Annotated in this window: 25 protein-coding genes and 1 pseudogene; 5 read left to right on the top strand and 21 right to left on the bottom strand. The window is 49.6% G+C overall.

Translation table 11 applies throughout. From position 1 onward, the window contains the following. Positions 1 to 33: 33 nt before the first annotated feature. The gene (gene xni / locus I3X05_RS03465; protein ID WP_045570666.1) at positions 34 to 816 is read left to right on the top strand and encodes a flap endonuclease Xni; all 783 of its coding nucleotides are present in this window, start codon (positions 34 to 36) and stop codon (positions 814 to 816) included. 207 nt (positions 817 to 1,023) lie between these two features. Next, positions 1,024 to 1,773, top strand: a complete 750-nt coding sequence (locus tag I3X05_RS03460) for a DNA/RNA non-specific endonuclease (RefSeq protein WP_045570667.1) — start codon at positions 1,024 to 1,026, stop codon at positions 1,771 to 1,773. Positions 1,774 to 1,838: 65 nt separating this feature from the next. Here I3X05_RS03460 and rlmM read toward each other — a convergent pair whose 3' ends face one another. The 8 genes and pseudogenes from rlmM to I3X05_RS03420 form a co-directional block, all read right to left on the bottom strand. Beyond that, positions 1,839 to 2,930, bottom strand: a complete 1,092-nt coding sequence (gene rlmM / locus I3X05_RS03455) for a 23S rRNA (cytidine(2498)-2'-O)-methyltransferase RlmM (RefSeq protein ID WP_039461050.1) — start codon at positions 2,928 to 2,930, stop codon at positions 1,839 to 1,841. Next, positions 2,927 to 3,325, bottom strand: a complete 399-nt coding sequence (locus tag I3X05_RS03450) for a DUF423 domain-containing protein (RefSeq protein ID WP_045570668.1) — start codon at positions 3,323 to 3,325, stop codon at positions 2,927 to 2,929. Before I3X05_RS03450 ends, rlmM begins: the two co-directional genes overlap by 4 nt. Continuing rightward, positions 3,315 to 3,941 carry an alpha/beta fold hydrolase gene (locus tag I3X05_RS03445; protein WP_193167465.1) on the bottom strand — a complete coding sequence of 209 codons (627 nt, stop codon included), beginning with the start codon at positions 3,939 to 3,941 and terminating at the stop codon, positions 3,315 to 3,317. The genes I3X05_RS03450 and I3X05_RS03445 overlap by 11 nt, the downstream gene beginning before the upstream one ends. Beyond that, complete coding sequence (locus I3X05_RS03440; protein WP_039461051.1) at positions 3,919 to 4,842, bottom strand: transcriptional regulator GcvA; 924 nt, start codon at positions 4,840 to 4,842, stop codon at positions 3,919 to 3,921. The genes I3X05_RS03445 and I3X05_RS03440 overlap by 23 nt, the downstream gene beginning before the upstream one ends. A 412-nt stretch (positions 4,843 to 5,254) precedes the next feature. Next, the gene (gene thiI, locus I3X05_RS03435; protein WP_039424443.1) at positions 5,255 to 6,703 is read right to left on the bottom strand and encodes a tRNA uracil 4-sulfurtransferase ThiI; all 1,449 of its coding nucleotides are present in this window, start codon (positions 6,701 to 6,703) and stop codon (positions 5,255 to 5,257) included. A 138-nt stretch (positions 6,704 to 6,841) separates the two neighbouring features. Continuing rightward, positions 6,842 to 7,789 (bottom strand): flagellar motor protein MotB, encoded by a 948-nt coding sequence (locus I3X05_RS03430; protein WP_193186245.1) that lies wholly within the window; start codon positions 7,787 to 7,789, stop codon positions 6,842 to 6,844. A 15-nt stretch (positions 7,790 to 7,804) separates the two neighbouring features. Beyond that, positions 7,805 to 8,566 (bottom strand): flagellar motor protein PomA, encoded by a 762-nt coding sequence (gene pomA, locus I3X05_RS03425; RefSeq protein WP_045570672.1) that lies wholly within the window; start codon positions 8,564 to 8,566, stop codon positions 7,805 to 7,807. A 637-nt stretch (positions 8,567 to 9,203) separates the two neighbouring features. After that, a pseudogene (locus I3X05_RS03420) lies at positions 9,204 to 10,643 on the bottom strand (transposase); the annotation flags it as partial. A gap of 231 nt (positions 10,644 to 10,874) precedes the next feature. Between I3X05_RS03420 and xseB the strand changes: the two are divergent. The 3 genes from xseB to dxs are packed head-to-tail and all read left to right on the top strand — an operon-like array spanning position 10,875 to position 13,907. Next, positions 10,875 to 11,117 carry an exodeoxyribonuclease VII small subunit gene (gene xseB / locus I3X05_RS03415; RefSeq protein WP_039424437.1) on the top strand — a complete coding sequence of 81 codons (243 nt, stop codon included), beginning with the start codon at positions 10,875 to 10,877 and terminating at the stop codon, positions 11,115 to 11,117. A 20-nt stretch (positions 11,118 to 11,137) separates the two neighbouring features. After that, positions 11,138 to 12,022 (top strand): (2E,6E)-farnesyl diphosphate synthase, encoded by an 885-nt coding sequence (gene ispA, locus I3X05_RS03410; protein ID WP_193157697.1) that lies wholly within the window; start codon positions 11,138 to 11,140, stop codon positions 12,020 to 12,022. Between the two features lie 19 nt (positions 12,023 to 12,041). After that, positions 12,042 to 13,907: a 1-deoxy-D-xylulose-5-phosphate synthase gene (dxs, locus tag I3X05_RS03405; protein ID WP_045570674.1), complete on the top strand. Its 1,866-nt coding sequence runs from the start codon at positions 12,042 to 12,044 to the stop codon at positions 13,905 to 13,907. Between the two features lie 84 nt (positions 13,908 to 13,991). Here the strand turns inward: dxs and pgpA are convergent, their stop codons facing one another. The 13 genes from pgpA to tet(34) all read right to left on the bottom strand — a co-directional run bounded on the left by pgpA (position 13,992) and on the right by tet(34) (position 25,152). Further along, a complete protein-coding gene (gene pgpA / locus I3X05_RS03400; protein WP_045570675.1) occupies positions 13,992 to 14,498 on the bottom strand; it encodes a phosphatidylglycerophosphatase A in 507 nt (168 codons plus the stop codon). After that, positions 14,495 to 15,472 carry a thiamine-phosphate kinase gene (thiL, locus tag I3X05_RS03395; protein WP_045570714.1) on the bottom strand — a complete coding sequence of 326 codons (978 nt, stop codon included), beginning with the start codon at positions 15,470 to 15,472 and terminating at the stop codon, positions 14,495 to 14,497. Before thiL ends, pgpA begins: the two co-directional genes overlap by 4 nt. A 63-nt stretch (positions 15,473 to 15,535) precedes the next feature. Then, the gene (nusB, locus tag I3X05_RS03390) at positions 15,536 to 16,003 is read right to left on the bottom strand and encodes a transcription antitermination factor NusB (RefSeq protein WP_045570676.1); all 468 of its coding nucleotides are present in this window, start codon (positions 16,001 to 16,003) and stop codon (positions 15,536 to 15,538) included. Next, on the bottom strand, positions 16,003 to 16,473 hold the full coding sequence (gene ribH / locus I3X05_RS03385; RefSeq protein ID WP_039424426.1) for a 6,7-dimethyl-8-ribityllumazine synthase: 471 nt from the start codon (positions 16,471 to 16,473) through the stop codon (positions 16,003 to 16,005). The genes nusB and ribH overlap by 1 nt, the downstream gene beginning before the upstream one ends. 208 nt (positions 16,474 to 16,681) lie before the next feature. Next, on the bottom strand, positions 16,682 to 17,791 hold the full coding sequence (gene ribBA, locus I3X05_RS03380) for a bifunctional 3,4-dihydroxy-2-butanone-4-phosphate synthase/GTP cyclohydrolase II (RefSeq protein ID WP_045570677.1): 1,110 nt from the start codon (positions 17,789 to 17,791) through the stop codon (positions 16,682 to 16,684). Between the two features lie 95 nt (positions 17,792 to 17,886). Next, the gene (locus tag I3X05_RS03375) at positions 17,887 to 18,543 is read right to left on the bottom strand and encodes a riboflavin synthase (protein ID WP_045570678.1); all 657 of its coding nucleotides are present in this window, start codon (positions 18,541 to 18,543) and stop codon (positions 17,887 to 17,889) included. Beyond that, positions 18,544 to 19,656, bottom strand: a complete 1,113-nt coding sequence (ribD, locus tag I3X05_RS03370) for a bifunctional diaminohydroxyphosphoribosylaminopyrimidine deaminase/5-amino-6-(5-phosphoribosylamino)uracil reductase RibD (RefSeq protein ID WP_045570679.1) — start codon at positions 19,654 to 19,656, stop codon at positions 18,544 to 18,546. A 2-nt stretch (positions 19,657 to 19,658) separates the two neighbouring features. Then, positions 19,659 to 20,108 (bottom strand): transcriptional regulator NrdR, encoded by a 450-nt coding sequence (nrdR, locus tag I3X05_RS03365; protein WP_011149678.1) that lies wholly within the window; start codon positions 20,106 to 20,108, stop codon positions 19,659 to 19,661. Between the two features lie 179 nt (positions 20,109 to 20,287). Continuing rightward, entirely contained in the window at positions 20,288 to 21,538 is a 1,251-nt protein-coding gene (locus I3X05_RS03360) for a glutamate-5-semialdehyde dehydrogenase (protein ID WP_045570680.1), read from the bottom strand. A gap of 25 nt (positions 21,539 to 21,563) precedes the next feature. Further along, a complete protein-coding gene (proB, locus tag I3X05_RS03355; protein WP_039424408.1) occupies positions 21,564 to 22,703 on the bottom strand; it encodes a glutamate 5-kinase in 1,140 nt (379 codons plus the stop codon). 128 nt (positions 22,704 to 22,831) lie between these two features. After that, positions 22,832 to 23,221, bottom strand: a complete 390-nt coding sequence (gene crl, locus I3X05_RS03350) for a sigma factor-binding protein Crl (RefSeq protein WP_039424405.1) — start codon at positions 23,219 to 23,221, stop codon at positions 22,832 to 22,834. Between the two features lie 106 nt (positions 23,222 to 23,327). After that, complete coding sequence (frsA, locus tag I3X05_RS03345; protein WP_045570681.1) at positions 23,328 to 24,578, bottom strand: esterase FrsA; 1,251 nt, start codon at positions 24,576 to 24,578, stop codon at positions 23,328 to 23,330. Between the two features lie 109 nt (positions 24,579 to 24,687). Beyond that, on the bottom strand, positions 24,688 to 25,152 hold the full coding sequence (gene tet(34), locus I3X05_RS03340; RefSeq protein WP_039424401.1) for an oxytetracycline resistance phosphoribosyltransferase domain-containing protein Tet(34): 465 nt from the start codon (positions 25,150 to 25,152) through the stop codon (positions 24,688 to 24,690). Between the last annotated feature and the right edge of the window lie 12 nt (positions 25,153 to 25,164).

The raw sequence follows: 25,164 nt of genomic DNA, 5'->3' as shown, positions 1-25,164 counted from the left end.
CATTGGCCCCTTTTCTTTTTGCAGTATTTTGTTATGGCTATTCATCTTGTTATCATCGATGCGCTCAACCTTATCCGCCGAGTCAACTCCGCTCAGCCCGATCCGCACGACATCGCTAATACCATCACCAATACTGGCAGAACACTGCAACGCATTATCCGCGAAGCCCAACCCACTCATATTGTCGCCGTGTTTGATCACTTAAGCACCGACCGAGGCTGGCGCGCCAAAATCCTTCCTGAATACAAGCAAGGACGCAAACCCATGCCAGAGCCTTTGCTGCAAGGGCTGGAAAAAATTCAAGACGCTTGGTGGGAAATGGGTATTGACTCTTTGCTTTCCGAAGGGGATGAAGCCGACGATTTGGTGGCGACACTGGCACAAAAAGTCGCCAGTCACGGCGAAAAAGTGACGATTGTCTCTACCGATAAAGGCTATTGCCAACTGCTCTCTCCTACCCTGCAAATCCGCGACTACTTTCAGCATCGTTGGCTAGATGAGCCGTTTATTGCCAACGAGTTTGGCGTCAAACCGACACAGCTCGCCGACTACTGGGGTTTGGCAGGCATCAGTTCAAGCCAAGTGCCCGGCATTCCTGGTATTGGCCCGAAGGCAGCCAAAGAGATACTGACGCAGTTTGATGACATAGAGCAAGCCAATCAAGGTGATGCGCTGCCCACCAAATACCGAAAAAAGTTTGACCAGCATATTGATCAAGCGCGCCGCTGCAAACAGGTCGCAGCGTTAAAAACCGATATTGAACTTGGCTTTAATCTGCAAGATCTGCGTTTTAACCCCTCATCTTCATCGCAATAGTGCCAGGCAAATGCAACAGAGTAGCCCATTCTTCACCGTACATTAGCCATCGCTATGTTTATCTCTCATGTGGTGTAATGGGTTACATTCACAATAATTAGATTAATTTAATCAATACCTTACTGAGTATTGATTATTCTATAATCATGATCACGGCACTATTGATAGATATCTCTATTTTTCATTACTCCAACAAGGAGTACAACAATGAAAAATATCATCTTACTTTCCCTATCCGTCGTTCTATCGCTGCCTGCTTTTGCTGAAACCTGTGGTCAACATTTGGAAAAAGGCATGCCTTCCGTTCACCCCGATCAAGTGTTGTGCCGTGAAGGCTACGCGGTCGGCTACAACTACACCACCAAGAATGCCGATTGGGTTGCTTACCACATCACGGCCGAGAGCGTGAATGCCTCGTACAAGCGCAGCAACAGCTTTAAAGTGGATAATGAGTTACCTGAGTATGCGCGCTCGACCTTAACCGACTACAGCAGTTCTGGTTACGATCGTGGCCATCTCGCCCCCTCTGCGGCGATGGATTTTAGCCAAACCTCCATGCAACAAAGCTTTTTGATGAGCAACATGTCTCCGCAGCTACCGGGCTTTAACCGCGTTGGTTGGCGACTGTTGGAAGAACACGTACGTGACTTAGCCAATGATTACCATGAACTCTACGTCGTCACCGGGCCGATTTATCAAGGTGGCGACGGCAGCATTGGTAACGGCGTGGCAATCCCGAGCGCTTTCTACAAAGTCATCTTAGATCCCGCGTTCAACGACGCGATAGCGTTCATCGTGCCGCACCGCGATGTGTCCGGCAGTGAACTGGTCAATTTTGTCACGACCGTAGACGAAGTTGAAAGACAGACTCAGCTCGATTTTTTCTCTGAAATCGCAGATGCCAGCGAAGAGAGCATGGAATCTCAATTGTGGGAGATGTGGCCGACATCGAACTAATGATTTGATTTTAAAAACATGAGAATGAAGAAACGCTCCGAGGAGCGTTTCTGTTTTAGCTGCGATTAATGCGGCGAAATATTGGATAAACACTGCACGTGCACAGTGATCTCTTCACGGTCGTGATAGAGATGCTTGGCTTGCAACCTGAATTTTACTTTATTCTCAATCAGGAACATTTTCAGGTTTTCAATATCTTGCAACACCTCGTCGTAGCGGCCTTTCATTGGCAATTTGAGGTTAAAGATCGCTTCTTTAGCCCAACCTTTGAGGATCCACTGCCCCATCAAGTGAGCAACGCGCGCCGGCTTTTCCACCATATCGCACACCAGCCAAGTGACGTTCTTACGATCGGGCTCAAACTTAAAGCCATCGACCATGTGATGACGTATCTGGCCGGTTTCCGTTAGGCTTTCCGCCATCATGCCGTTATCCACGCAGTGGACAAACATCGAACGTTTGACCAGCTGATAAGTCCAACCGCCCGGACACGCGCCGAGATCGACCGCCCACATTCCCGAGGCTAAGCGGGTATCCCACTCTTCGCGAGGAATAAAGACGTGAAACGCTTCTTCCAATTTCAGGGTTGAGCGACTTGGCGCATCGGCGGGAAATTTCAGACGAGGGATGCCCATAAAGAAGCGCGAATTGTTATCCGAGTAGGAGTACCCGACAAAACAGTGCCCTGAGGCCACAAAGCAAACGTGCAACACGGGCTTTTTCGCATGCTCTTTTGCCATTAGGAAACCTTTTCCGCGCAAGGCCTGACGCATTGGCACCGTGAACTTACGACAAAACTTCAGCAGCTCTTTCGCTTCATTGGTGTCTGGCGTTTCGATACGCAGATCACCACACATGGGGAAGCTATCGACTTCCTCAAGTTGAGATAAAATCGGGCTAATGCGATCCTCTGCGGGCAGATCGGTAAACTCCGCTGCGACAGCAAACATCTGCCTTGCAAAGATCAACGCGTTGAAATCCAACTCACGAGCTAGCCTGTCGGCATCGCCTGCTTGGTAGCACTCAAACAGGACGTATCCTGCGTTTTTAAACACGCGTGGAAAGCCATAAACCTCTAGCTGAGTCGCTTTATCTTGAATCTCACCGGCGCACTCTTTTTCAAAGCCGGGGCGACAATAGAGCATTAACTGTTTCACTTAGATACCTCGTTCGTTTTCAAAGCCGCGAGCATAAACACCAGCCAGCCGACCATAAACATCAATCCACCCAGTGGCGTTACAGGGCCAAACCATTTTATCCCCGTCAGCGCTAACGCGTATAAGCTGCCACTAAAGCAAAAGATGCCGATGATAAAGCAAATCGCAGCGATGAAAAAATAGTTTTGCGCTTTACTTGGCAACGTGCTGCGAAGCAGCAGTGCGCACAGCGCAATCGCCAAGGTATGCCAGAACTGATACGTCACTCCGGTTTCAAACACCTCGAGCAAATAGGGCGCTAAGCTGCTTTTCAAACCGTGTGCGGCAAAAGCCCCCAACGCCACCGCTGTCGCAGCAGAAGCGCCAACAAAGGCGAGTAACCACTTACTTCTCATTTTGCATTCCTTGAATAAAGGCGGTTAACTGCACAACCGCTGTATTGATATTGTCCTGCTCACTCAGCCCTGAGCGTTTTCTCGGCTTAAAGCTGTGGTCACCATCGGGTAAAAATCGCATCTGCACCGCCGGAGAAAGCGGATACTCAGCGCACTCGCTTTGAGTGCCAAACGTGTCTCTTTCGCCTTGCAGGATCAGCGTGGGTTTGGCTATCACCGCAAGGTGTTCACCTTTGAACTTTTCCGCGTTACCCGGAGGATGAAACGGAAAACCGAGGCAGGCGATGGCGCTGACCAGTGGATGGTCGCCAAGCAGGCTGGCCATCCGACCGCCCATCGACTTGCCGCCAATCACCACAGGCACCGATGTAACCGACTCAATCACGTCAACAAACGCTTCGAGCAGTTTCGGCGCGCGATCTGGCGGCCGCTTTTTACCATCTTGAGCTCGTTTCACCATGTAGGGAAAATTAAAGCGGATGACACGAATGCCATTAGCGGCCAACCCTTGTGCCACAAGGGTCATGAAGGCGTGATCCATCGGCGCGCCTGCACCATGGGCAAAAATAAACACTGGCCCATCTTCAGGGCCATCAACCATGTAGGGCAGACTCATCCAACACCTCTTCTTGTTCTTTACGTGCAGTTGCTAACATCCAATCGCGGAACGTAGCGATGCGCCCCATCTCCGCCTGCTGATCATGACAAACCACATAAAAGGCATTCTTAGAGAGCAAGATTTCATCAAACGGGGCAATCAAGCGCCCGGCTTCCATTTCTGGCCGCGCCAACACATTGTTGCCGAGCGCGACTCCTTGGCCGTGCGCTGCCGCCTGCAACACCATGGTGGAGTGGCTGAAGATCGGCCCTTGATTGACATTCACCTCATCTAAACCGTTTTCTTTGGCAAACTGTTTCCAATCTTTTCTCGAGGTGTCATGCAGTAGGGTGTGATGTTTCAAGTCACTTAGAGATTCTAATGGTTTGTTGCTTAAAAGTAACGAAGGTGAACAGAGCGGGATCAAGTACTCCTGATAGAGTTTGTCGGCACGCAGCCCGGGCCAATATCCGGCTCCATAGTAAATCGCCACATCAACGTCGTCGGTCAAAGAGCCTTCATCCATATCCACGGCTTTGATCCGGACATCGATATCGGGCTGCTGCGCGTTAAAATCGGCTAAACGCGGCACCAGCCATTGAATGGCAAAACTCGGCGGCAGACTGATGGTCAAAGCCCCTTTTTCACTGCGTTCCAGCACTTTATCGGTCGCTTCAGACAAGGCGGTAAAAATGTCTTTGATGTCGAGAAAGTAACTCTGCCCCTCTTCGGTGAGCAGCAGAGAGCGGTTACGGCGGCGAAACAGCTTCAAGGAGAGAAACTCTTCTAATGCTTTAATCTGGTGACTGACGGCGGCTTGGGTAACAAAAAGCTCCTCAGCAGCACGGGTGAAACTGAGGTGTCTGGCGGCGGCTTCGAACACGCGAAGCGAGTTCAGTGGCGGTAATCTACGTGACATACAACTTACTTACCATTAGTTTTTTTAATCTGAAACATTATAAATTGTCCGTTGTGGAACAGCCAGAGAAATTCTATATTTCACCCCGCAACGCTGGCCTGAACGGCTTGATTCTCTTTAGAATCAATTGGCTTAGTTGTTGCGATGTTGTGTTTGCAAACTCGTATTTCGAGTTAGGTAGATTTCTACCATGATGTTTTGTCTCACTCCCTGTGACAAAACATATACTTCCTGTATTTATTTTTGACCTGTCTGTCAAATTTGTTACACCGCCTATATTAGGCGGTGTTTTTTTATCTGTCGAAAACACCTTTTACCCCGTTAAAACCGACAGGTAATAAAAAACCACAGGTAATAAAAAATCCGAGTGACAACACTCGGATTTCATGGACTTCAATAGATTTTCGGCGAACTATGGGCGATACACTTTCACGTTCTTAAAGCCTTGTTCTTGCAAATAAAGCGCTTGCAAACGGCTCATCACCCCACGCGCACAATAGAGCAGGTAGGTTTTCGATTGGTCTAAATCACCGAATTGAGTGCTGAGTTTGTAAAACGGAATGTGCTTAACCTCGATGCCTTCGATTTCCAGAGGGTTATCATCCTCTTCATCCGGGCTGCGGATATCAAGCACAACCGCATGTTCTTCAATCGCTTGAACTTGCTCAACTTCCGGCGCTGCCTGCTCAGACTCTTTGGCAATGTCGCGAATGTCCATCTGACGGGCATTGCGCACCACTTGCTCGAGAATGGCAAAATCGAAGTTGGCTTCTTCTGCTTCCAGCTTCTCTTTCACCGCTTTAACGGTCGGTTTTTTCGAGATCACGCCACAGTATTCCGGCATCGTCTTAGCAAAATCTTCGGTGCCAATGTCACGCGCCAGTTTGATGATCTCATCTTTGTCCCAGTTAATCAGAGGGCGCAAAATCAAACGGTCGGTCACGTTATCGATATGACGCAAGTTGGTGAGGGTTTGGCTCGACACCTGCCCCAGCGCTTCACCTGTCACCAGTGCTTGGATGTCAAACTTCTCGGCAACCATGCCCGCTGCGCGCATAAACATACGCTTGAGCACCACCCCCATCTGACCATCTTCGACTTTCTCCAGGATTTCGCCCACCACAGGCTCAAAATCGACCGAGATAAAACGCACCTTGGCCGAAGAGCCGTATTTGTTCCACAGGTAGTGAGCGACTTGCTTCACGCCAATCTCATGAGCCGGGCCGCCGAGATTGAAGAAGCAGTAATGCACTTTTGAACCGCGCTTGATGTGCAGATAGCTCGAGACACCTGAGTCGAAGCCACCAGAGATCAGGCTGAGAACATCTTCCTGAGTTCCGAGAGGGAAACCGCCCAGCCCTTTGTAATGCGCGAGGATCTGATTGAGCTTATCGTCAATCACCTCAACTTTGATGGTCACTTCTGGGTTGTGCAGTTTGACCGATGCGCTCGCAACGGCTTGGTTTAAACCACCACCGACATAACGCTCAAGTTCAATCGAAGTGAAATCGTGTTTGCCACGACGCTTAGCGCGCACCACAAAAGTTTTGTTTTCGATGCGCTCGCGATTGAGCTCCAACACCTGCTCATAGATATGGTGCAGGTCGTTAAAGTCAGATTGCTGCACTTCCAATATCTGTTGGATACCCGGCGTGCTGGTGAGAATTTCCAACACTTGCTGACGATATTGGTCGCTGTTCGCTGCCACTTCGATGTGGTCGCGACGGTTAAATACAGCCACAGATTCAGTGCGATTCTGAATAATGATGCGGATGTTGCTCTCAAGAATCTTGGTAAAGCGCTTACGTACCGATTCACTCTTTACAAAAATTTCTGGATGGGGCTTTACAATAAATTTCATAGTTCGATTCGCAATCTGTTGGCTATCAAAGAACACCCGCGTTACTGCGAAGGTGTCGGCGTTAGGGCGCAAGATTATACACGAATTATACCTATAAAAAAGACGAGCATTGCTGCTCGCCTTGGTGATTACTGGTGGTTATTGAGGAAGGGCTGGTATTTCATCGCTATAGAGTGGCTCCCCTTGCATGATGCTGATCTCTACCCGACGGTTCTTCGCTCGGTTTTCGTCAGTGTCATTGGAAACTAATGGCTCAGTATCTGCCATTCCCCGCACACGCAAGCGTTGATGGGAGAAACCACGCACCTTTTCCATCTCTTGCGCCACCGACACCGCACGCTGTGCAGAGAGATCCCAGTTAGAACGGTACAGTTCCGAATCCAACTGCAAACTGTCGGTATGGCCAGAAATGCGCACAATGCCCGGCACATCTTTCACCAATTCGGCAATTTGCCTTACTAATGGGCGAAACTTTGGTTGCAAGAATGCAGAACCTTCAGGGAAGGCGCCTTTTTCTCGCATACGAATGACGATTTGCTGGCCAAGGTTCTCCAGCTCGATCGCACCTTGCTCTATCTCTCGCTGCAATGCTTTCTTGATGCTCTCCATCACGGTTTCCATCTCTTGCGACATAGACTCGGCTTGCTGCTGCTGGCGCTCTTCCTGGGTATTTTGATTGCTTTGCGTCGAGGTTTCCGGCGACTGACCACCAGTCAGTTTTCCTTCATCGCGCTTCGTGCCGCCCGCGCGATCCGATTCGCCATCGTGAAACTCTAACGTCTGCTGAGTAATGTCGATCGTCTGCTGCATGATGACGTCAATTGGCGTTGGCTCGGGGCGCCCGGGGCGAAACTCTTGAGCAATAATGCTGGTGCCCTTGGGAATGTCTTTGACCTCAAGACGGTTTTGCACCCCAAAGGCAAACTTCATCGAACCTGCGATCTGCTTAAACTTGAGCACATCCATCTCAGAAAACGACAGCAGCAACACGAAGAAACACATCAGCAATGACATCAAGTCAGCGAATGTTCCCATCCATAACGGCAATCCGGGAGGGGGACATTTACACTTCTCTTCATCGTCCATCACTCACTCCCGTGATTACTCGTTAACGTCGAGAGCACGTTTACTCTCATTGAGATAGTTTTTCAAATAGCCGTCAATCACTCGTGGGTTTTGCCCATCTTGAATCGCGAGCACGCCGTCCATAATCAGGCGGCGATTGAGCGTCTCTTGGTCACGGCGCAGTGCCAATTTGTCAGCGATAGGAAAAAAAATCATGTTCGATAATACCGCGCCGTAAAGAGTCGTCAAAAGAGCAACCGCCATCGCAGGGCCGATGGACTTCGGGTCATCCATGTTAGATAGCATCGCCACCAGGCCAACCAGTGTACCTATCATGCCCATTGCCGGGGCAACGTCACCAAAGGCGCGAAATACCCCTGTTCCTTGCGTGTGACGCTCATCGGTCAGCGCAATGTCTTTTTGTAATGCAGCTCGGACTACATCAGCATCGTGGCCATCCACGAGCAAATCGATTCCTTTTTGCATAAAACTGTTGGAGATTTCCATCTCTTCCAGAGCGAGAAAGCCACCTTTACGCGCCGCGTCTGCCATTTCAACAATTTTGGCGATCAAATCCTCTGGCTCATCTGCCTTAAACATAAATGCTTTGCCAGCGACTTTAGCCGCGCCGAAAAACTGCCCCATTGTGAACTTCATCAACACAACAAAGACCGATCCACCGACAACAATCAGGATGGAGGTCACATCGACGAACATCATGATGCTGCCGCCAAGAACCATCGCCATGACAACGAAGGCAAGGCCACCAATCAAACCTAAAAGGGTTGCTAAATCCACAAAGCACTCCTCATGCTATTTATGTTTTTACTGCTGCGGGAAAAAACAGATTATTTCTTTTATCGACAACGATTAAGCTTCTTTTAGTAAAAACTTGGCTATTGAATCACAAAAAAGGCGGTCAGCGGCAAAATCTCCGTCGACCACCACGCTTTACGACTAAAGCAAGTGTACGACGATAGCCCATTTACTGCCATTGGCTTGGGCAAGTTTACTGCCATTTGTTAGGGTCTGTTGACCTTTTGCGGTTAAATTTCGTTCGAGATAAAAGCGTTTTAATCGCGGCGAGAGGTTTGTAGCCTAGTCATTCTAAGCAAAACACCTCTCAACAAAGAGTAAAACGCTTTTAGCTGAACCCTTCGGGCAGCGTTTGTTGCTCCTTTTTGCTGCGTTATCGGCTTATCATGTAGGCCCCTACAATTCAAAGCCTCTGCCTTGCACAAAGAACCCACAAACTGCTGCAAAAATCATCTCAAAAGGTCAACAGACCCTAGAGCACCATATAGTTTAAATTTTAAGCAGCTAAACCCATCGCTATATGCAAGTTGGTAATGACTGCCGTTCTGTTTAAATCATATTCATTTAGCCGCAAGCCTCGGTACCTTGCTCTAGGACCTTTGCGGTTGCAGATTGATGCTAGAGAGTGCTCTACTTTGACCCGCTCTCTAGCATCAGCCCGACCTTGAGAAGTACTTACGTACTTCTGAAGTTTTGCAGCATCACTTCCTGCTCGTGTATTTTAATTTTTCGACCTTTCTCTGATGTCGTACAATCTGATTTCTTCGGACAAGCTTTGCATTCCGTTGATTTAAAACGGGCTTGCGTTACTTTTCAGACTTTATCATGGCCACTTTCCCTGCAGGACATGTGACACAACCTTCAACCAAGTCTATTTGGAAGGCGTTTTTAGTCAGTACTTTTTGGACGGCGGTGTCCATGGTTTTGCAACGACCTCTTTCCCAGCTTCGTACAGCTCCGTTGTCCAGTGAGCAGCTAAATAACCCTATCTATTTGAATTTGTTTAACTTCACCGTAAACATTGACTTTGGGTTTTAAGTACTCCGACGCCTTGTGCTCGGTTCGTTGGCAGGACGGACACAGGTCGCTAATATTAGCTTGTTGTCTAAGTCGACAGCAATATGTTGCTTAAACCCGCTAATCGTCCTTGAGCTTGATTTTCGCCCATGGCGCATTGTTGAGTCTGAGATAGAGATTTGCCTATCCGGCACCGAACCCTCTTTTACTTTAGGTCCATTTCCGTCCGGTCGGGGTCAATATTCTGCTCCAAAACCTTTTCAAGTAAAGTGAGGCTCTCTTCCAGCCCTTTATGTTTAATAAAGGCGGAGGGTTGTTTTTCTAACCAATGCTTCAGAGCGTCAACATCATTTTGCAAGGTTTCAACGGCTTGATGCTTCTCGTTTTTATCTGACCAATCAATGTCTAACGCCGCTTTGACACTGCTTTTTCCTACCAGTTGTAGACCACATTCTTCGATAAGTTCTTCTTCTGAGATCATCTTGATTTGTGCAGCACAATTGACGACTAATTCAAGAGCATGACCGACTAAGTTGAATGTATCTTCAACTCGACCTGCGCCCTGTAATGGCGCTGAGTCTAGAGCCACTCTAAGCTGAACATGGCTGAAGCCTCCCACTTCACGAGCGACATTTACGGTATGTTCAAGTAAAACCACGTCCATATCGTTCGCAATTAAACGATGACGAAAATCACATAAGGTTCCTTGTGAAAATGGCGATTCCTCGCTACCTAGACAGTCCAGTACCATTTGCCAACGTTGGTCAAACATGGCTTCTAACGTCGCTCCGGCATCCGACTTTTGCTCGTATGCTTGGAGAATCGTTGCCATAGCTAAAAGAGCGGCCGGAACAGCAGGCTTTCCTCTTGGGTGGTCAGCATACATTGACATAAGCTTCTGATTAATCTCATCATTAATAATGAGATGACGATTGGTTCGCAAGAACACAAATAGCTTGCCAGTCTGCTTTAACTTTTGGCAAATAAACTGCTCTTTTTTTGAAAGAGCAGTAGGTGGTGCCCAGTTTCTAGAATTAGACATAATCAATCAGTTCATGAGTTAACAATACTGTGTATTTGATCATGTTTTGGGGCTAAAGTCACTGTATGTTTTTTAAACTGATCGGTGCTCTAGGAGTGGAAGCTTGTTTTTGTTCTCGCTCGCTTCCTCTATAATAGTTGCCCTCAATTTCAGATAAATTTCCCTGCTTAAATTTGACCAAGCAAGCACGCTAAGGTAACTTTCGGGCATTCTTTACAAGGTAGAAACAGTATGGCGACGAAGAAACCAGAAAACATGTCCTTCGAGGCAACCATCGAAGAGCTGGACGGTTTGGTAGATCAACTGGAAAACGGTGATTTGACCTTAGACGATGCGCTGAAAAAATTTGAGCGTGGGATCGCGCTAGCCAGAGCCAGCCAAGCGAAACTTAGCGAAGCAGAACAACGTGTCAGCATTCTTCTTAGCGAAGACGATCAAGCGCCGCTGAGCGATTTCACTATTCCGTCAGAGTAATTTTTTGCATGAATAATTCTATGATTGACGTATTGACGTCGTATCAAAAGCGCAATAATGAGCAACTCCATCGTTGGTTGGACGGTTTGCCGCACCAAAATCAGGCGCTGATCCAGGCGATGCGGTACGGTCTCGTTCTGGGTGGCAAACGCGCTCGCCCCTTTCTGGTTTACATTACCGGCGAGATGCTCGGCTGCGCGCCAGAAGAGCTTGATACGCCCGCTTGCGCCATTGAGTGTATTCATGCCTATTCTCTGATCCATGATGATCTCCCGGCCATGGACGACGATGAGCTGCGCCGCGGCCAACCAACCTGCCATATTAAGTTTGACGAAGCGACCGCCATTCTCACCGGCGATGCGCTGCAAACTCTGGCCTTCTCCATTCTTGCTGAAGGGACCTTGTCTGCACAAGGCGAGTCGCAGCGCGTACGTATGGTTCAAGCACTCGCAGAAGCCTCAGGCGCTCAAGGCATGTGTATCGGCCAAGCGCTCGATCTGGCTGCGGAAAACCGCTTGGTTAGCCTAGAAGAGCTAGAAGAGATCCATCGCAATAAAACTGGCGCTCTGATGCGCTGCGCAGTTCGACTTGGCGCGCTCGCAGCGGGAGAAAAAGGGCGTGAAATTCTGCCGCAACTAGACCAATACGCCGCCGCCGTTGGCCTCGCGTTTCAAGTACAAGATGATATTTTGGACATCATCAGTGACACCGAAACGCTCGGAAAACCGCAAGGTTCTGATCAAGAGCTCAACAAAAGTACCTATCCTGCGTTGCTTGGTTTAGACGGCGCTATTGAGAAAGCTCACACTCTGTTACAGGAAGCACTTCAAGCTTTGGATGCAATCCCATACAATACCCAATTACTCGAAGAGTTCGCCCGATACGTCGTCGAGCGCAAGAACTAAACTATAAGCGCGCATATTTATGACTCTTGATATTTCAAAGTACCCAACACTGGCACTGGCAGAAGATCCGCAGGAGCTGCGTCTGCTCCCAAAAGAGACGCTGCCAACGCTGTGCGATGAGCTGCGTACCTATCTGCTTAACTCCGTCAGTCAGTCAAGCGGTCACTTAGCATCCGGCCTTGGCACAGTCGAACTCACAGTCGCTCTACATTACGTCTACAACACCCCCTTTGATCAGTTGATCTGGGATGTGGGCCACCAAGCCTATCCGCACAAAATTCTTACCGGCCGCCGTGAGCAAATGTCCACTATTCGGCAAAAAGGCGGTTTGCATCCGTTTCCTTGGCGTGAAGAGAGTGAATACGACACTCTGTCTGTCGGGCACTCTTCCACCTCCATCAGCGCCGCTTTGGGGATGGCAATCTGCGCGGAAAAAGAGGGGAAGAATCGCAAAGTAGTGAGCGTGATTGGTGATGGCGCAATTACCGCGGGCATGGCTTTTGAAGCGATGAACCACGCAGGTGACGTACACGCGGATATGCTAGTGATCCTCAATGACAATGAGATGTCGATTTCAGAAAATGTTGGGGCGCTGAATAACCATCTAGCGCGTCTCTTGTCTGGCAACTTTTACACCTCTATGCGTGAAGGCGGTAAGAAAGTCCTCTCAGGTATGCCACCAATTAAAGAGCTGGTGCGTCGCACCGAAGAGCATCTTAAGGGCATGGTTGTGCCGGGTACGTTGTTTGAAGAGCTGGGCTTTAACTACATCGGCCCGATTGACGGCCATGACGTCACGGAACTGGTGAAAACACTTAAAAACATGCGTGAGCTGAAAGGCCCACAGTTTTTGCATGTGATGACCAAAAAGGGCAAAGGCTACGAGCCAGCTGAGAAAGATCCGATCGGCTATCACGGCGTGCCTAAGTTTGATCCCGCACGCACTAGTTTGCCCAAAAGCAGCGGCGGTAAACCGAGCTTTTCGAATATCTTCGGTGATTTCCTTTGTGATATGGCGGCGCAAGATCCCAAGTTAATGGCGATCACTCCGGCCATGCGTGAAGGCTCTGGCATGGTGCGTTTTTCCAAAGAGTATCCAGAGCAATATTTCGATGTGGCGATTGCCGAACAGCACGCCGTGACACTGGCAACCGGCATGGCGATTGGCGGTTACAAGCCTGTCGTCGCCATCTATTCGACCTTCTTGCAACGCGGTTATGATCAGTTGATTCACGATGTGGCTATTATGAATCTGCCAGTGATGTTTGCTATCGATCGCGCGGGATTGGTCGGTGCGGATGGCCAAACTCACCAAGGTGCATTTGACTTAAGTTACCTGCGCTGCATTCCCAACATGCTGATCATGGCGCCAAGTGATGAGAACGAATGCCGACAAATGCTTTACACTGGCCACCAGCATAACGGTCCGAGCGCGGTACGTTATCCTCGCGGCAGTGGTATGGGCACACCGATTGAAGAGGCGTTTACCGCCCTCGAAATTGGCAAAGGCCGCCTCATTCGAACGGGTGAGAAAGTGGCGATTCTCAGCTTCGGTACCTTCTTGGCAAATGCCCTCAAAGCGGCCGACAACCTTAACGCGACCGTCGCCGACATGCGTTTTGTTAAACCGCTTGATGAAGCGCTGATCCGCCAACTGGTTGCCACACACGATGTGATTGTCACCGTGGAAGAAAACGCCATCGCTGGCGGCGCTGGTGCCGGTGTTGTGGAATTTTTGATGCAGGAAAAACTCATCAAACCCGTTCTCAATCTTGGTCTGCCGGATAAGTTTATTCCTCAAGGTACCCAAGAAGAGCTGCATCAAGAGCTTGGGCTAGATGCCAATGGCATTGAGCAGGCAATTTTGGCTTACCTAGCCAAATAGTTCGCTTCTAGCAATGAAAAAGGGTTGGCTCAATTTGCCAACCCTTTTGTTCTCCAACACTCACATTGCCATACATAACGCCGCTTAACTTAGCCAGCCTGCGTAGTAGCCTACCAAGTAGAGAGCGAGCGCTGACATCACGCCCGCCACAATGTCATCAAGCATAATCCCCAAGCCGCCATGCACTCGTTTATCCAACCAGCCAATGGGCCACGGCTTAACCATGTCGAAAAAGCGAAACAGCACAAAACCAGTCACCAGCCATTGCCATTCACTCAACGGAATATTGAGCGCTGGCACAATCAACATAGTGATCCAAAACCCGGCAAATTCATCCCACACTATCGAACCGTGGTCGTGAACGCCCATATCCGCCGAGGTAACTTGGCAGATTTTTATCCCCAGCACACACGCAAGCAGTACAACCAATAAATAGATGGGTAATGGCAGGTAAGCCAGCAGAAGGAAAAAAGGCACAGAAGCCAGCGTCCCCATGGTACCGGGCACCACTGGCGACAAACCGCTGCCAAAACCGGTGGCCAGTAAATGCCAAGGATTACTCAATGAGAGCTTCGCCAACGGGTTACTCATTTGTTTTGCCCCTTAAAGTGATCAAAACCGCAAAGTTGCCAATCCAACTTAGTGCCGTTGTCATGCAGTTCAAAAAAGCCTTGTGGACGAATTTGCCCGATGCAGGTGACTTTGCAACCAACATGCGCCAGGGAACTTTCTAACGAGCCGCGGCTCTCTTCTGGGACGGTGAAACAGAGCTCGTACTCTTCGCCGCTGGTAAGCGCATATTGCTGCGCCGTCTCTCGATCATCGAGAAATGAAAGCAGCTCTGATGAGATAGGCAGTTTCGAGACGTCAATGCTCACACCGACGCCTGAGCGCTGCAGAATATGGCCCAGATCCGCAACCAGACCATCGGAAATATCAATCGCCGCCGATGCCAGCCCCACCAAGGCTTGTCCGGCCAAAATGCGCGGCATACTCAGGTAGTGTGCCTTCTCCAGCGCCAAAGCGGCTGGGCGGCTGCGCTGCGCGCCATTAAGGATCACATCAAGGCCCGCTTTGGCATCACCCAAGGTGCCCGTCACAAACACGTAGTCTCCCGGTTTCGCGCCACTGCGTTTGAGCGCTTTTCCTTCGGGAACGTAACCTTGCACCGTCAGCGTTAAACTCAGTGGCCCTTTGGTGGTATCACCGCCAATCAACTGGATGCCAAAATAGTCGGCTAGCTTGAAGAACGCATCACAAAAAGGCGCAAGCCAAGTTTCGTCTGGTTCTGGCATGGTTAACGCCAAAGAGACCCACGCAGGTGTCGCGCCCATGGCCGCCAAATCACTGATATTCGAAGCCAACGCCTTGTGCGCCACCCAAGCCGGATCGGCTTCTGGCAAAAAATGAGTGCCACAAACTAAGGTATCGGTACTGATAGCCAGTTGCACATTGGCGAGAGGTTTTACCAGAGCACAGTCGTCTCCAGCGGCAAGGTAAACATCTTTACGTTGTGCCTGACGGCCAACGAAGTATTTTTCAATCAGATTAAATTCGCCTGAGATCAAAATCCTTTCCTTTGTATAAAAAAGGTCAGCAAGTGCTGACCTTTTTTTGTAGAACGCTTGTTACTTTTTGCGAACATGCGGTGCGGCTTTATCCAACACACCGTTGACGAATTTGTGGCTATCTTCTGCCGCAAACACTTTCGCTAGCTCAATCGCTTCGTTAATGACCACTTTGTAAGGGACATCTTCACGACGCGTCATTTCGTACATTGCCAGACGGAGCAATGCCAGCTCCATCATATCCAGATCCTGCATAGGGCGTGAAACGTAAGGACGAATCTTGCTATCCAGTTCCGCGTGACTCAATACAACACCGGTCAACAAGTCACGGAAGTATGCAACGTCAGTTTCAGGAGCAGTCAACGCAGGCTCAGCAGCGCGATGTTCTTCTTCATCGTACTTTTCACCTGACAAAAATTGCTCTTCGATGGTGGCAACATTTTCTTTAGTAATTTGCCATGAGTAAATTGCTTGTAAAGCGAATTGACGTGCATTACGACGTGCGGCTGGTTTCACACTGGCCCCCATTAGGAATCGATTTCAGAAAGAACGTTGATCATCTCAAGCGCGCTCAGTGCAGCCTCTGCACCTTTGTTACCAGCCTTGGTTCCTGCGCGTTCAATAGCTTGATCGATCGTATCAACAGTCAAGACACCAAATGCGACTGGAATGCTAAATTCCATCGACACTTGTGCCAGACCTTTATTCATTTCACTACAAACATAGTCAAAATGCGGCGTGCCACCACGGATAACTGTGCCCAGAGAAACAATCGCATCATACTTGCCAGTTTTAGCAACACGTTGAGCAACCAGAGGAAGTTCAACTGCACCAGGGCAACGTACGACAGTGATGTTGTCATCGCTAACTTGTCCGTGACGCTTTAAAGTATCGATGGCACCAGACAATAAACTTTCGTTAATAAAACTGTTGAAACGAGAAATAACGATAGCAATTTTTGCGTTTGGCGCGGGGAAGCCACCCTCGATCACTTTCATAAGCCTTCCTTTAACTATGTTCATCAAGTGAGAATCGCCGGATTCTAGCACAAATTTGTGAGCAATATCTAATGGTATTTCGCCGCCGATTATCCTGCCAGCGGTGCCGTTATCTGCCAGTTTTAGTCCGTTAGGAGGAAAAACTCAGATAAAAAACGCAGCCAAGCGGGGCTGCGTTTCTCTTATCGGTCACACGAACGTCAGTTGGCTATTCACACACGTATTCAACGACGTTGAGGCCAAAGCCGCCCAGCGCATGGTATTTCTTGTTTGATGAGGAGAGCAGACGCATGTCATGCACCCCAAGATCGGCCAGAATTTGAGAACCAACCCCAACACGGCGTGATGTTCCCTGTTTTTTCGCCAGTTTCGGCGCATCGTCTTTATCTTGCGCTTCAAACATTTTCACGCGGTGGATCAAAAGCTCCGGCGACTCTTCGTTGCCAAGAATAACCAGCACCCCACCCTCTTGGCCGATACGGGCCATCGCTTTATCGAGCGTCCAACTGCGCTCAGCATTGCGGTCACTGCGCAACAGATCGGTAAAGGTGTCTTGCAAATGCACGCGCACCAATGGTGTGTTTTGTTTTAAATCGCCTTTGCACAGAGCAAAATGGATCTGCTGGTCGATGATGTCGCGATAAGTAACCAATTCAAATTCGCCGTATTCCGTCGGCAGTTGGCACTGAGCGACACGCTCGATGGTGGTTTCGGTGTTGTTGCGATACTCGATAAGATCAGCGATGGTGCCTAACTTCAAACCATGCTTTTCAGCAAACAGTTCTAAATCTGGGCGACGCGCCATGGTGCCGTCATCATTGAGGATCTCGACAATCACGGAGGCAGGCTCCAACCCGGCAAGGCGCGCCAAATCACATCCCGCTTCGGTATGACCTGCGCGAGTTAATACGCCGCCATCTTGCGCCGCGAGAGGAAAAATGTGCCCCGGCTGAACCAGATCCGCCGCTTTCGCTTCTTTGGCAACCGCAGCTTGCACGGTACGCGCGCGATCGGCAGCTGAAATCCCGGTGGTCACCCCTTCGGCCGCTTCAATCGAGACGGTAAAATTGGTGGTGTACTGGGCATTATTGTCCTGCACCATTGGTGGCAGGCCAAGACGCTTGCAGCGCTCTTTTGTCATGGTCAGACAAATCAAGCCGCGCCCGTGGGTCGCCATAAAATTAATCGCCTCAGGCGAAATGTGTTCTGCGGCCATGATCAGGTCGCCTTCGTTTTCACGGTCTTCGTCATCCATGAGGATAACCATTTTCCCCAAACGAATATCGTCGATAATTTCCTGTGGAGTGCTGATCGGCATAGTCTCTTTCCTGTCAATTAAGTGCAGAGCGTTAGATTCTGTGTAGTCTGAATTATCGTCTCAATGTGTCAATAAGCGTGCTAACGTTCTGTGAACTAAGCAAAACCATTCTGTTGCAGAAACGCCATCGTAAGGCGAGATTCGGGTGCCTCTTGCGCCTGATTTCCTTGCAACAGACGCTCCATGTAGCGCGCTAGCACATCCACTTCCAGATTCACTTTGCGCCCAACGTGGAAATCATTGATGGTCGTCTCTTCGCCGGTGTGCGGTACGATCGTCAGCTTAAAGGCGTTTTTACGCAGGTCATTGACGGTAAGACTGATGCCATCAACCGTAATCGAGCCTTTTTCGGCGACGTACTTGCTTATCTCTGCAGGCATGTTTACCCAGAACTCGATCGCCCGGCCAACCTGATTGCGCTCAACGATTTCCCCTACGCCATCAACATGCCCCGACACGATGTGTCCGCCAAAACGGGTGGTTGGCAACATGGCTTTCTCTAAATTGACTTTGGAACCCACTTGATAATGCGCAAACCCGGTTTTTTTCAGCGTCTCTAGGGAGAGATCGGCGCTGTAGTAGTTCGGGCCAAAATCAATCACGGTCAAGCAAACGCCATTGGTGGCAATACTGTCACCTAACTTCACGTCCGACATATCCAGCTTACCGGTTTGCACCGTCACGCTAATGTCTTCACCGCGCGGAGTGATCGCCGTCAGCGTGCCTACGGCTTCAATAATTCCTGTAAACATTTAATTTTCTTTCTCTTTAGGGGTCGCGATGATGCGGATATCAGGGCCGACCATGCGTACGTCTTTAATGGTTAAATCCATCACTTGCGCCATATCGCTCAGACCAAGTGCGCCAATCAGCCCACGCCCATCACTGCCCATTAACTTAGGGGCTAGGTAGACAATCAACTCATCAACCAAGCCTTTGCTGAGCAAAGCACCAGCCAAAGTGGCCCCAGCTTCAACCCAGACATGATTGACGTTGAATTTGTGGGTAAGGCTTTGCAGCGTACGAGACAGATCCAGACTGCCTTGCTCATCAAACTCTGGAGCAAGATCGCCAAGTGGACTGACAACCACTCGTTCCCCAGGCGTTTGGAAAAGTTTGAGCGAAGAAGTGAGTTGCGACTGACGATCCAAAATCACTCGTACAGGCTGGCGCAGGTTACGTTCTTCATAGTGTGCTTGCACTGAAGCAGGCAGCTCAGACCAACGCACATTGAGTGAGGCGTTATCTTCAATCACGGTTTTGCTGGTCGATAAAATCGCCCCCGCTTTGGCGCGAAACCGTTGTACGTCACGGCGGGCATTCGCGGAGGTAATCCACTGGCTTTGACCGTTGCTAAGCGCACTTTGCCCATCTAAGGATGCGGCCATTTTCAGCTGCACAAACGGCATCCCTGTTTGCATGCGCTTAATAAAAGCAGGGTTGAGAGCGACGGCCTCGGCTTCCATGAGGCCGACGTGCACGTCAATACCGGCATCTCGCAGCATTTGAAAACCGCGTCCGGCCACTTGCGGATTCGGATCTTGCATCGCGCCAATCACTTTCGCTACGCCCGCCTTAGTCAGGCCTTCGGCACACGGTGGAGTACGGCCATAGTGAGAGCAGGGCTCTAAGGTCACATACGCCGTTGCGCCGCGTGCTTTTTCACCCGCCATGCGCAGGGCATGCACTTCCGCATGCGGCTCGCCAGCTCGCGCGTGATAGCCTTCGCCAACGATTTCTCCGTCACGCACCAACACACAACCCACATTCGGGTTTGGCGCAGTGGTATAGATGCCCCGTTTGGCAAGGGCAATTGCCCGAGTCATCATTTGGTAATCAAAAGCGGTAAATGGGGATGGGGTCATGGCTAATCTTCTAACCTCGCAATCTCTTCGCCAAACTCGCGAATATCTTCAAAGCTACGGTAGACAGAGGCAAAACGGATGTAAGCCACTTTATCGAGATGTTTGAGTTGCTCCATGACTAAGTTACCAATCATTTTACTCGGCACTTCCCGCTCACCCGTCGCTCTGAGCTTAGATTTGATCATGCTGATCGCCAATTCAATCGCATCAGCGCTGACTGGGCGTTTTTCCAGTGCACGCTGTATGCCACCGACCATTTTGTCTTCATTGAATGGTTCACGGTTGCCGTTGGACTTGATCACTTTCGGCATCAGCAACTCAGCCGTTTCAAATGTGGTAAAGCGTTCATTACACGCTAAACATTGACGACGACGACGAACTTGATGCCCGTCGGCCACCAAACGAGAGTCGATCACTTTGGTGTCGTTTTCGGAACAAAAGGGACAATGCATATCACCTCCCAATAATGGATAAGCCGGTCAACACTCGAGGAGCAAAAATGGACTTTTCGCTTGTTTTATTCAGCCTAATTCGAGTGATGAAATGTGAGCTAGTGTAGCGGAATTGCCTAAGCGAATAAAACAAAAAGGGGCCATGATGGCCCCTTTCGCGCTGATATTCGCAGGTTATGTTAACTGCGTGGCAGGTAATTGGCCTTGCCGACCCATTTGTAGCTGGTGAGCTCTTCCAAGCCCATTGGGCCACGGGCGTGCAGTTTTTGCGTTGACACGGCCACTTCAGCGCCGAGACCAAATTGCGCGCCATCGGTAAAGCGGGTAGACGCGTTGACGTACACCGCCGCCGAATCCACTGAGTTAATAAAGCGCTCAGCATTTTCCAAACTGTTGGTCATGATCGCATCCGAATGGCTGGCGTTGTGCTCACGCATATGTTCAATCGCTTGGGCCACATCCACCACCACTTTCACGCCCAGTGTGTAGCTTAGCCATTCCGTGTCAAAGTCACCCTCTTGCGCATCGCGCAGATTGTCGGCACTTCCCATCAACGCTTTCGCTTGCGGCTCTGCGACAAACGTCACTTTGTCATTCAAACGCGCCACCAGCATCGGCAAGAACTCGGCTGCAACCTGCTGGTGGACTAACAGCGTGTCCAGCGAGTTACACGCCGATGGGCGCTGCACTTTGGCGTTTTCAACGACGTCGAGTGATTTTTCTAGGTTTGCGCTCTCATCAACAAAAATATGGCTGATGCCAAAACCACCGATGATGACCGGAATGGTGCTGTTCTCTTTGCACATTTTGTGCAGACCAGCACCGCCGCGTGGAATGATCATGTCCACGTACTCATCCATTTTCAGCAGTTGATTGACCAACTCGCGATCAGGCTTTTCAATATACTGCACCGATGCGGCTGGCAGCTTGGCTTTGGCCAGTGCCGATTGAATCACATTCACCAGTTCCATGTTGGAGAAGAACGTCTCTTTCCCGCCACGTAGAATGCTGGCATTACCCGTTTTCAGACACAGCGCGGCGATATCAATGGTCACATTCGGGCGCGCTTCATAAATAACGCCAACCACCCCTAATGGCACGCGGCGGCGAGAAAGCTGCATGCCGTTTTCCAACACTTTACTGTCAATCTCACTACCCACAGGGTCAGCAAGGCTGATAACGTTGCGTACGTCGTTAGCGATGCCATGCAAGCGCTGTTCATTAAGAAGCAAGCGATCCAGCATTGCGTCGCTTAAACCCGCCTGACGCCCCAGTTCAATGTCTTTTGCATTCGCGGCTAAAATATCCGCTGCGTTAGCCTCAAGCTCATCGGCAATCAGCGCCAATGCGCGGTTTTTCTGCGCCGTGGAGGCGGTCGCGAGTTGAAAAGCCGCCTCTTTTGCCGCTTTGCCTAAATTGGTCAATTCCACCTGAAATCCTCTTTGCTGTTGCCGACTATTCTTGAATCACCACCATGTCATCACGGTGAATCACTTCTGAACCATAGTCGTAGCCCAAAATAGAGATGATGTCTTTACTGTGTTTCCCTGCGATTTTTGCCATATCTTGGTGCGAATAGCTGGCGATACCACGAGCGATCAGTTGGCCTTGTTCATTGGTGATGCGGACCACTTCACCACGAGAAAACTCGCCCAACACTTTGGTGACCCCTTTTGCCAGCAGACTGCTGCCTTTTTCCAGCACCGCTTTCACAGCGCCGCCGTCGATGACGATGTCACCAGAAGCGGCTGGGCCAGCCAAGATCCAGCGTTTGCGGTTTTCCAATGCCTCTTCGCATGGCAAAAAGCGTGTGCCTTGCGGCGCATCACCCAGTGAATCAAAAATCACGTTCTCTGCGCGGCCAGCAGCGATGATGACTTCAATACCTGCGCGGCGAGCAATATCGGCCGCTTGCAGTTTGGTCGCCATGCCACCAGTACCAAGCGTGGTGCCACTCCCGCCCGCGATTTTACGTAACGTGTCATCGATGGTTTTCACTTCTTTGATCAGCTCCGCATTGGGATCTTTGCGCGGATCGGCTGTAAACAGCCCTTTTTGATCGGTGAGCAGCAAAAGCTTATCTGCACCACATAAGATGCCCACTAAGGCAGAAAGGTTGTCGTTGTCGCCGACTTTGATTTCGCTGGTGGCCACGGCATCATTTTCGTTTACCACCGGAATGATGTCGTTCTCGACCAAGGCATTGATGGTGTCACGCGCGTTAAGAAAACGTTCGCGATCTTCTAGATCCGCACGAGTGAGCAGCATCTGGCCGATTTTAATCCCGTAGATGGCGAACAACGATTCCCACGTCTGAATCAACTGGCTTTGCCCAACAGCCGCCAGCAACTGCTTGCTCGCCATCGCATTGGGTAGCGCCGGGTAACCTAAGTGCTCTCGCCCGGCAGCAATTGCCCCTGACGAAACAACGACCACCGAATGGCCTTGCTTTTTGAGTTCTGCACACTGGCGAGCCAGCTCAACCATATGAGCTCGGTCAAGTGCCAACGTACCACCGGTTAACACGCTGGTGCCCAGCTTCACAACGACCGTTTTTGCCTGGAATGCTGCGCTGCTTTGTTGATTCGTAGTCATGATGTCTTCTGAAATGAAACACAAATTAAGATAAGAGTGGTTGTTTTAGCAATCTAATCGGCAATTCACAAGCAGAAAAGGTGCGAAAATCGCACCTTTTTAATTGTTAGAGCGCAAGCCTTAGAAAATCAGACAAATTCTACCGACTCGTCATGATAGGCGACGGTTAACTTAAACTGTTCATCCAAGGTTTTCACCAGCTTGGCATGAAAACAGTGCTGAGTTTGGTTCACTTCCGTCGCGACTTTTTTAGGCAGCGCTTCATTGAGCCAATTTCCGTCAGTATCGTATTTTCCCGCATGGTATTTTGCCGTGAATCCCCCTTCGACAGATTCAAGTACCATCCACCAGCCCCAAAACTCACGCAGTTCAGGGGACTTTCGATCATCTACACAAACAGACAAGCAGTCAAAGTAGTAATGCCCTTCCTTAGACTGAGGGTCTCTCAGGTAAGGCCCCATCGCACGCAGTTTGGTCAACAAACGGTTGTGAGTTGGGTTATTCGTCACTTCTGACATGTTGAATCTCCATTTTCTTCAATGTTAAGAATGACAATAATTTTTATTTATCATGAGGTTATTTTATTAAACTCATATTTCACTCTTGACTAAATTAGGAGGTTTGTCACCTTAATAGTTCATCTTCCAGCCACTTTATCGCCAAATCGAGGGATTGCTCATATCCTTGTGTAATTGTTTTGGCGCTAATTTGCTTCGCTTTGCCATAATTGCTGTAAAGCGCAACTAACTGATTGTCTGAATGGGGAGAAACGGGGTCGCCTTCTAAACTCATTGCCAAGATTGGCACTTTGGTTTTGCGGCTTGAAAGGAACCCTTGCACTTTTAAAGACCACGCCGCCATTTGCCCGGAGAGGCTGTAAATATCCACGACATTTTTGCCAAGCCTCGAAGCGAGGACATCGAGATACATCTTCGGCATGCTTTGCAGTTTTTGCGGTGAAGCAAATACATGATGAATCGGTGCACCGAGCGTCACACACGCTTTGATTTTTTCCTGCTCAAGGAAAGATAAGCGCACCATAGTGTTGCCACCAAAACGAAATCCAATCAGGCCAACACGGTGGTGGTCCACATAAGGAATGGAAAACAGTTCATTCAATACGGCTTGATGCAGACAACTGTAGTCCTCGGTTAACGGCCATTTGGCGCTGTAGCCGACGGACGGCATGTCTACCGTCAGCATGGCAATGTCATGTTTAGCCAGATGATCACGAAACAGTCGCCACATATCGGTTTGCAAGCTGTCGAGACCCGCACTGACGATCACCACCGGATGCGGTTTATCGGTATTAGTCAAATGCAGATGAGCAACAATGGTGCCCTTTTCGTAAGGGATCTCCAGTTGTTTAATGATGTATTGGCTCTTCTCGGCGGCTTCGAGATAAGCGCGATTGGCCAGCACCTGAGCTTGCAGGGCTAAATTGTCGTTTTTAAGGTGAGGATATCCGGCAATGCTGTAGCAGAGTGAGGCCGAAAACAGCTCTTCTGCTGCCTTTTCCTTGGCCATCTCAGCGGCTCGCTTTTGATGCAACATCCCCAGTTTTGTCCACTCATAAGCCCAGTTACCACTGTGATAACCCATGACGGTATCCAGCCACTGCTCGTCCGTACGGGAATGTTTTGAAGAGGCGATAGAGGCCAAAACTTGCTCTTGCTCTATAGGATCAACGCCTTGCCATACCCACTGCAAACGGCGCAAGTTGCGATACCAAGCGTAACCCGTTTTGGCTTTCTGTTCGTCCAGCAGTGACTGGCTGGTTGGCATATATTGAGTTAATGCCGAGGTTTCTTTCGCCTGTTTATGCTTCACAAACAGAGTTTCAGACAAGTTTTTGCTGGTTTCTTCTTCAGACATACATGACTCAGGGCACTTAGCTAACATCAGAGATTTAGGCGAAACAGTATAACAGCAATAAAAAAAATGGCCCATGCAGGGGCCATTTTTTTACGCGTTAACAACGGTTTTACTTTTGCTTGCGATTGACTGGCTCTGCATAAGAGAGCGCCATATCCCAAGGTTGTTCAATCCATGTATCTTGTGCAATATCAACAACGTAGTCATCGAGCAGCGCTTTACCTGATGGCTTGGCACACACAGCAATCAATTTCGCTTTTGGATACATTTCACGCAACTTACGTGCTGTATCACCGCTATCGACCAAATCTTCAACGATCAAATAGCCTTCACCATCGCCTTCTGGCGCTTTGATGACGGTCATGTCACGCTGGTGATCATGATCGTAGCTAGAGATGCAAATCGTGTCGACGTAGCGAATACCCAACTCACGTGCCAAGATAGCACCAGGAACCAAACCACCGCGACTCACGGCCCAGATACCTTTCCACTGCTCTGCTGGCATTTGTTGCTCAGCCAGTTTGCGGCAGTAAGTTTGCATGGCATCCCAAGTAATAACGAATTTGTTGCTCATTGTAATAACCTA

The organism is Vibrio navarrensis, assembly GCF_015767675.1.
Taxonomy (GTDB): Bacteria; Pseudomonadota; Gammaproteobacteria; order Enterobacterales; family Vibrionaceae; genus Vibrio.
This window is presented reverse-complemented; position numbering and strand designations above follow the sequence as displayed.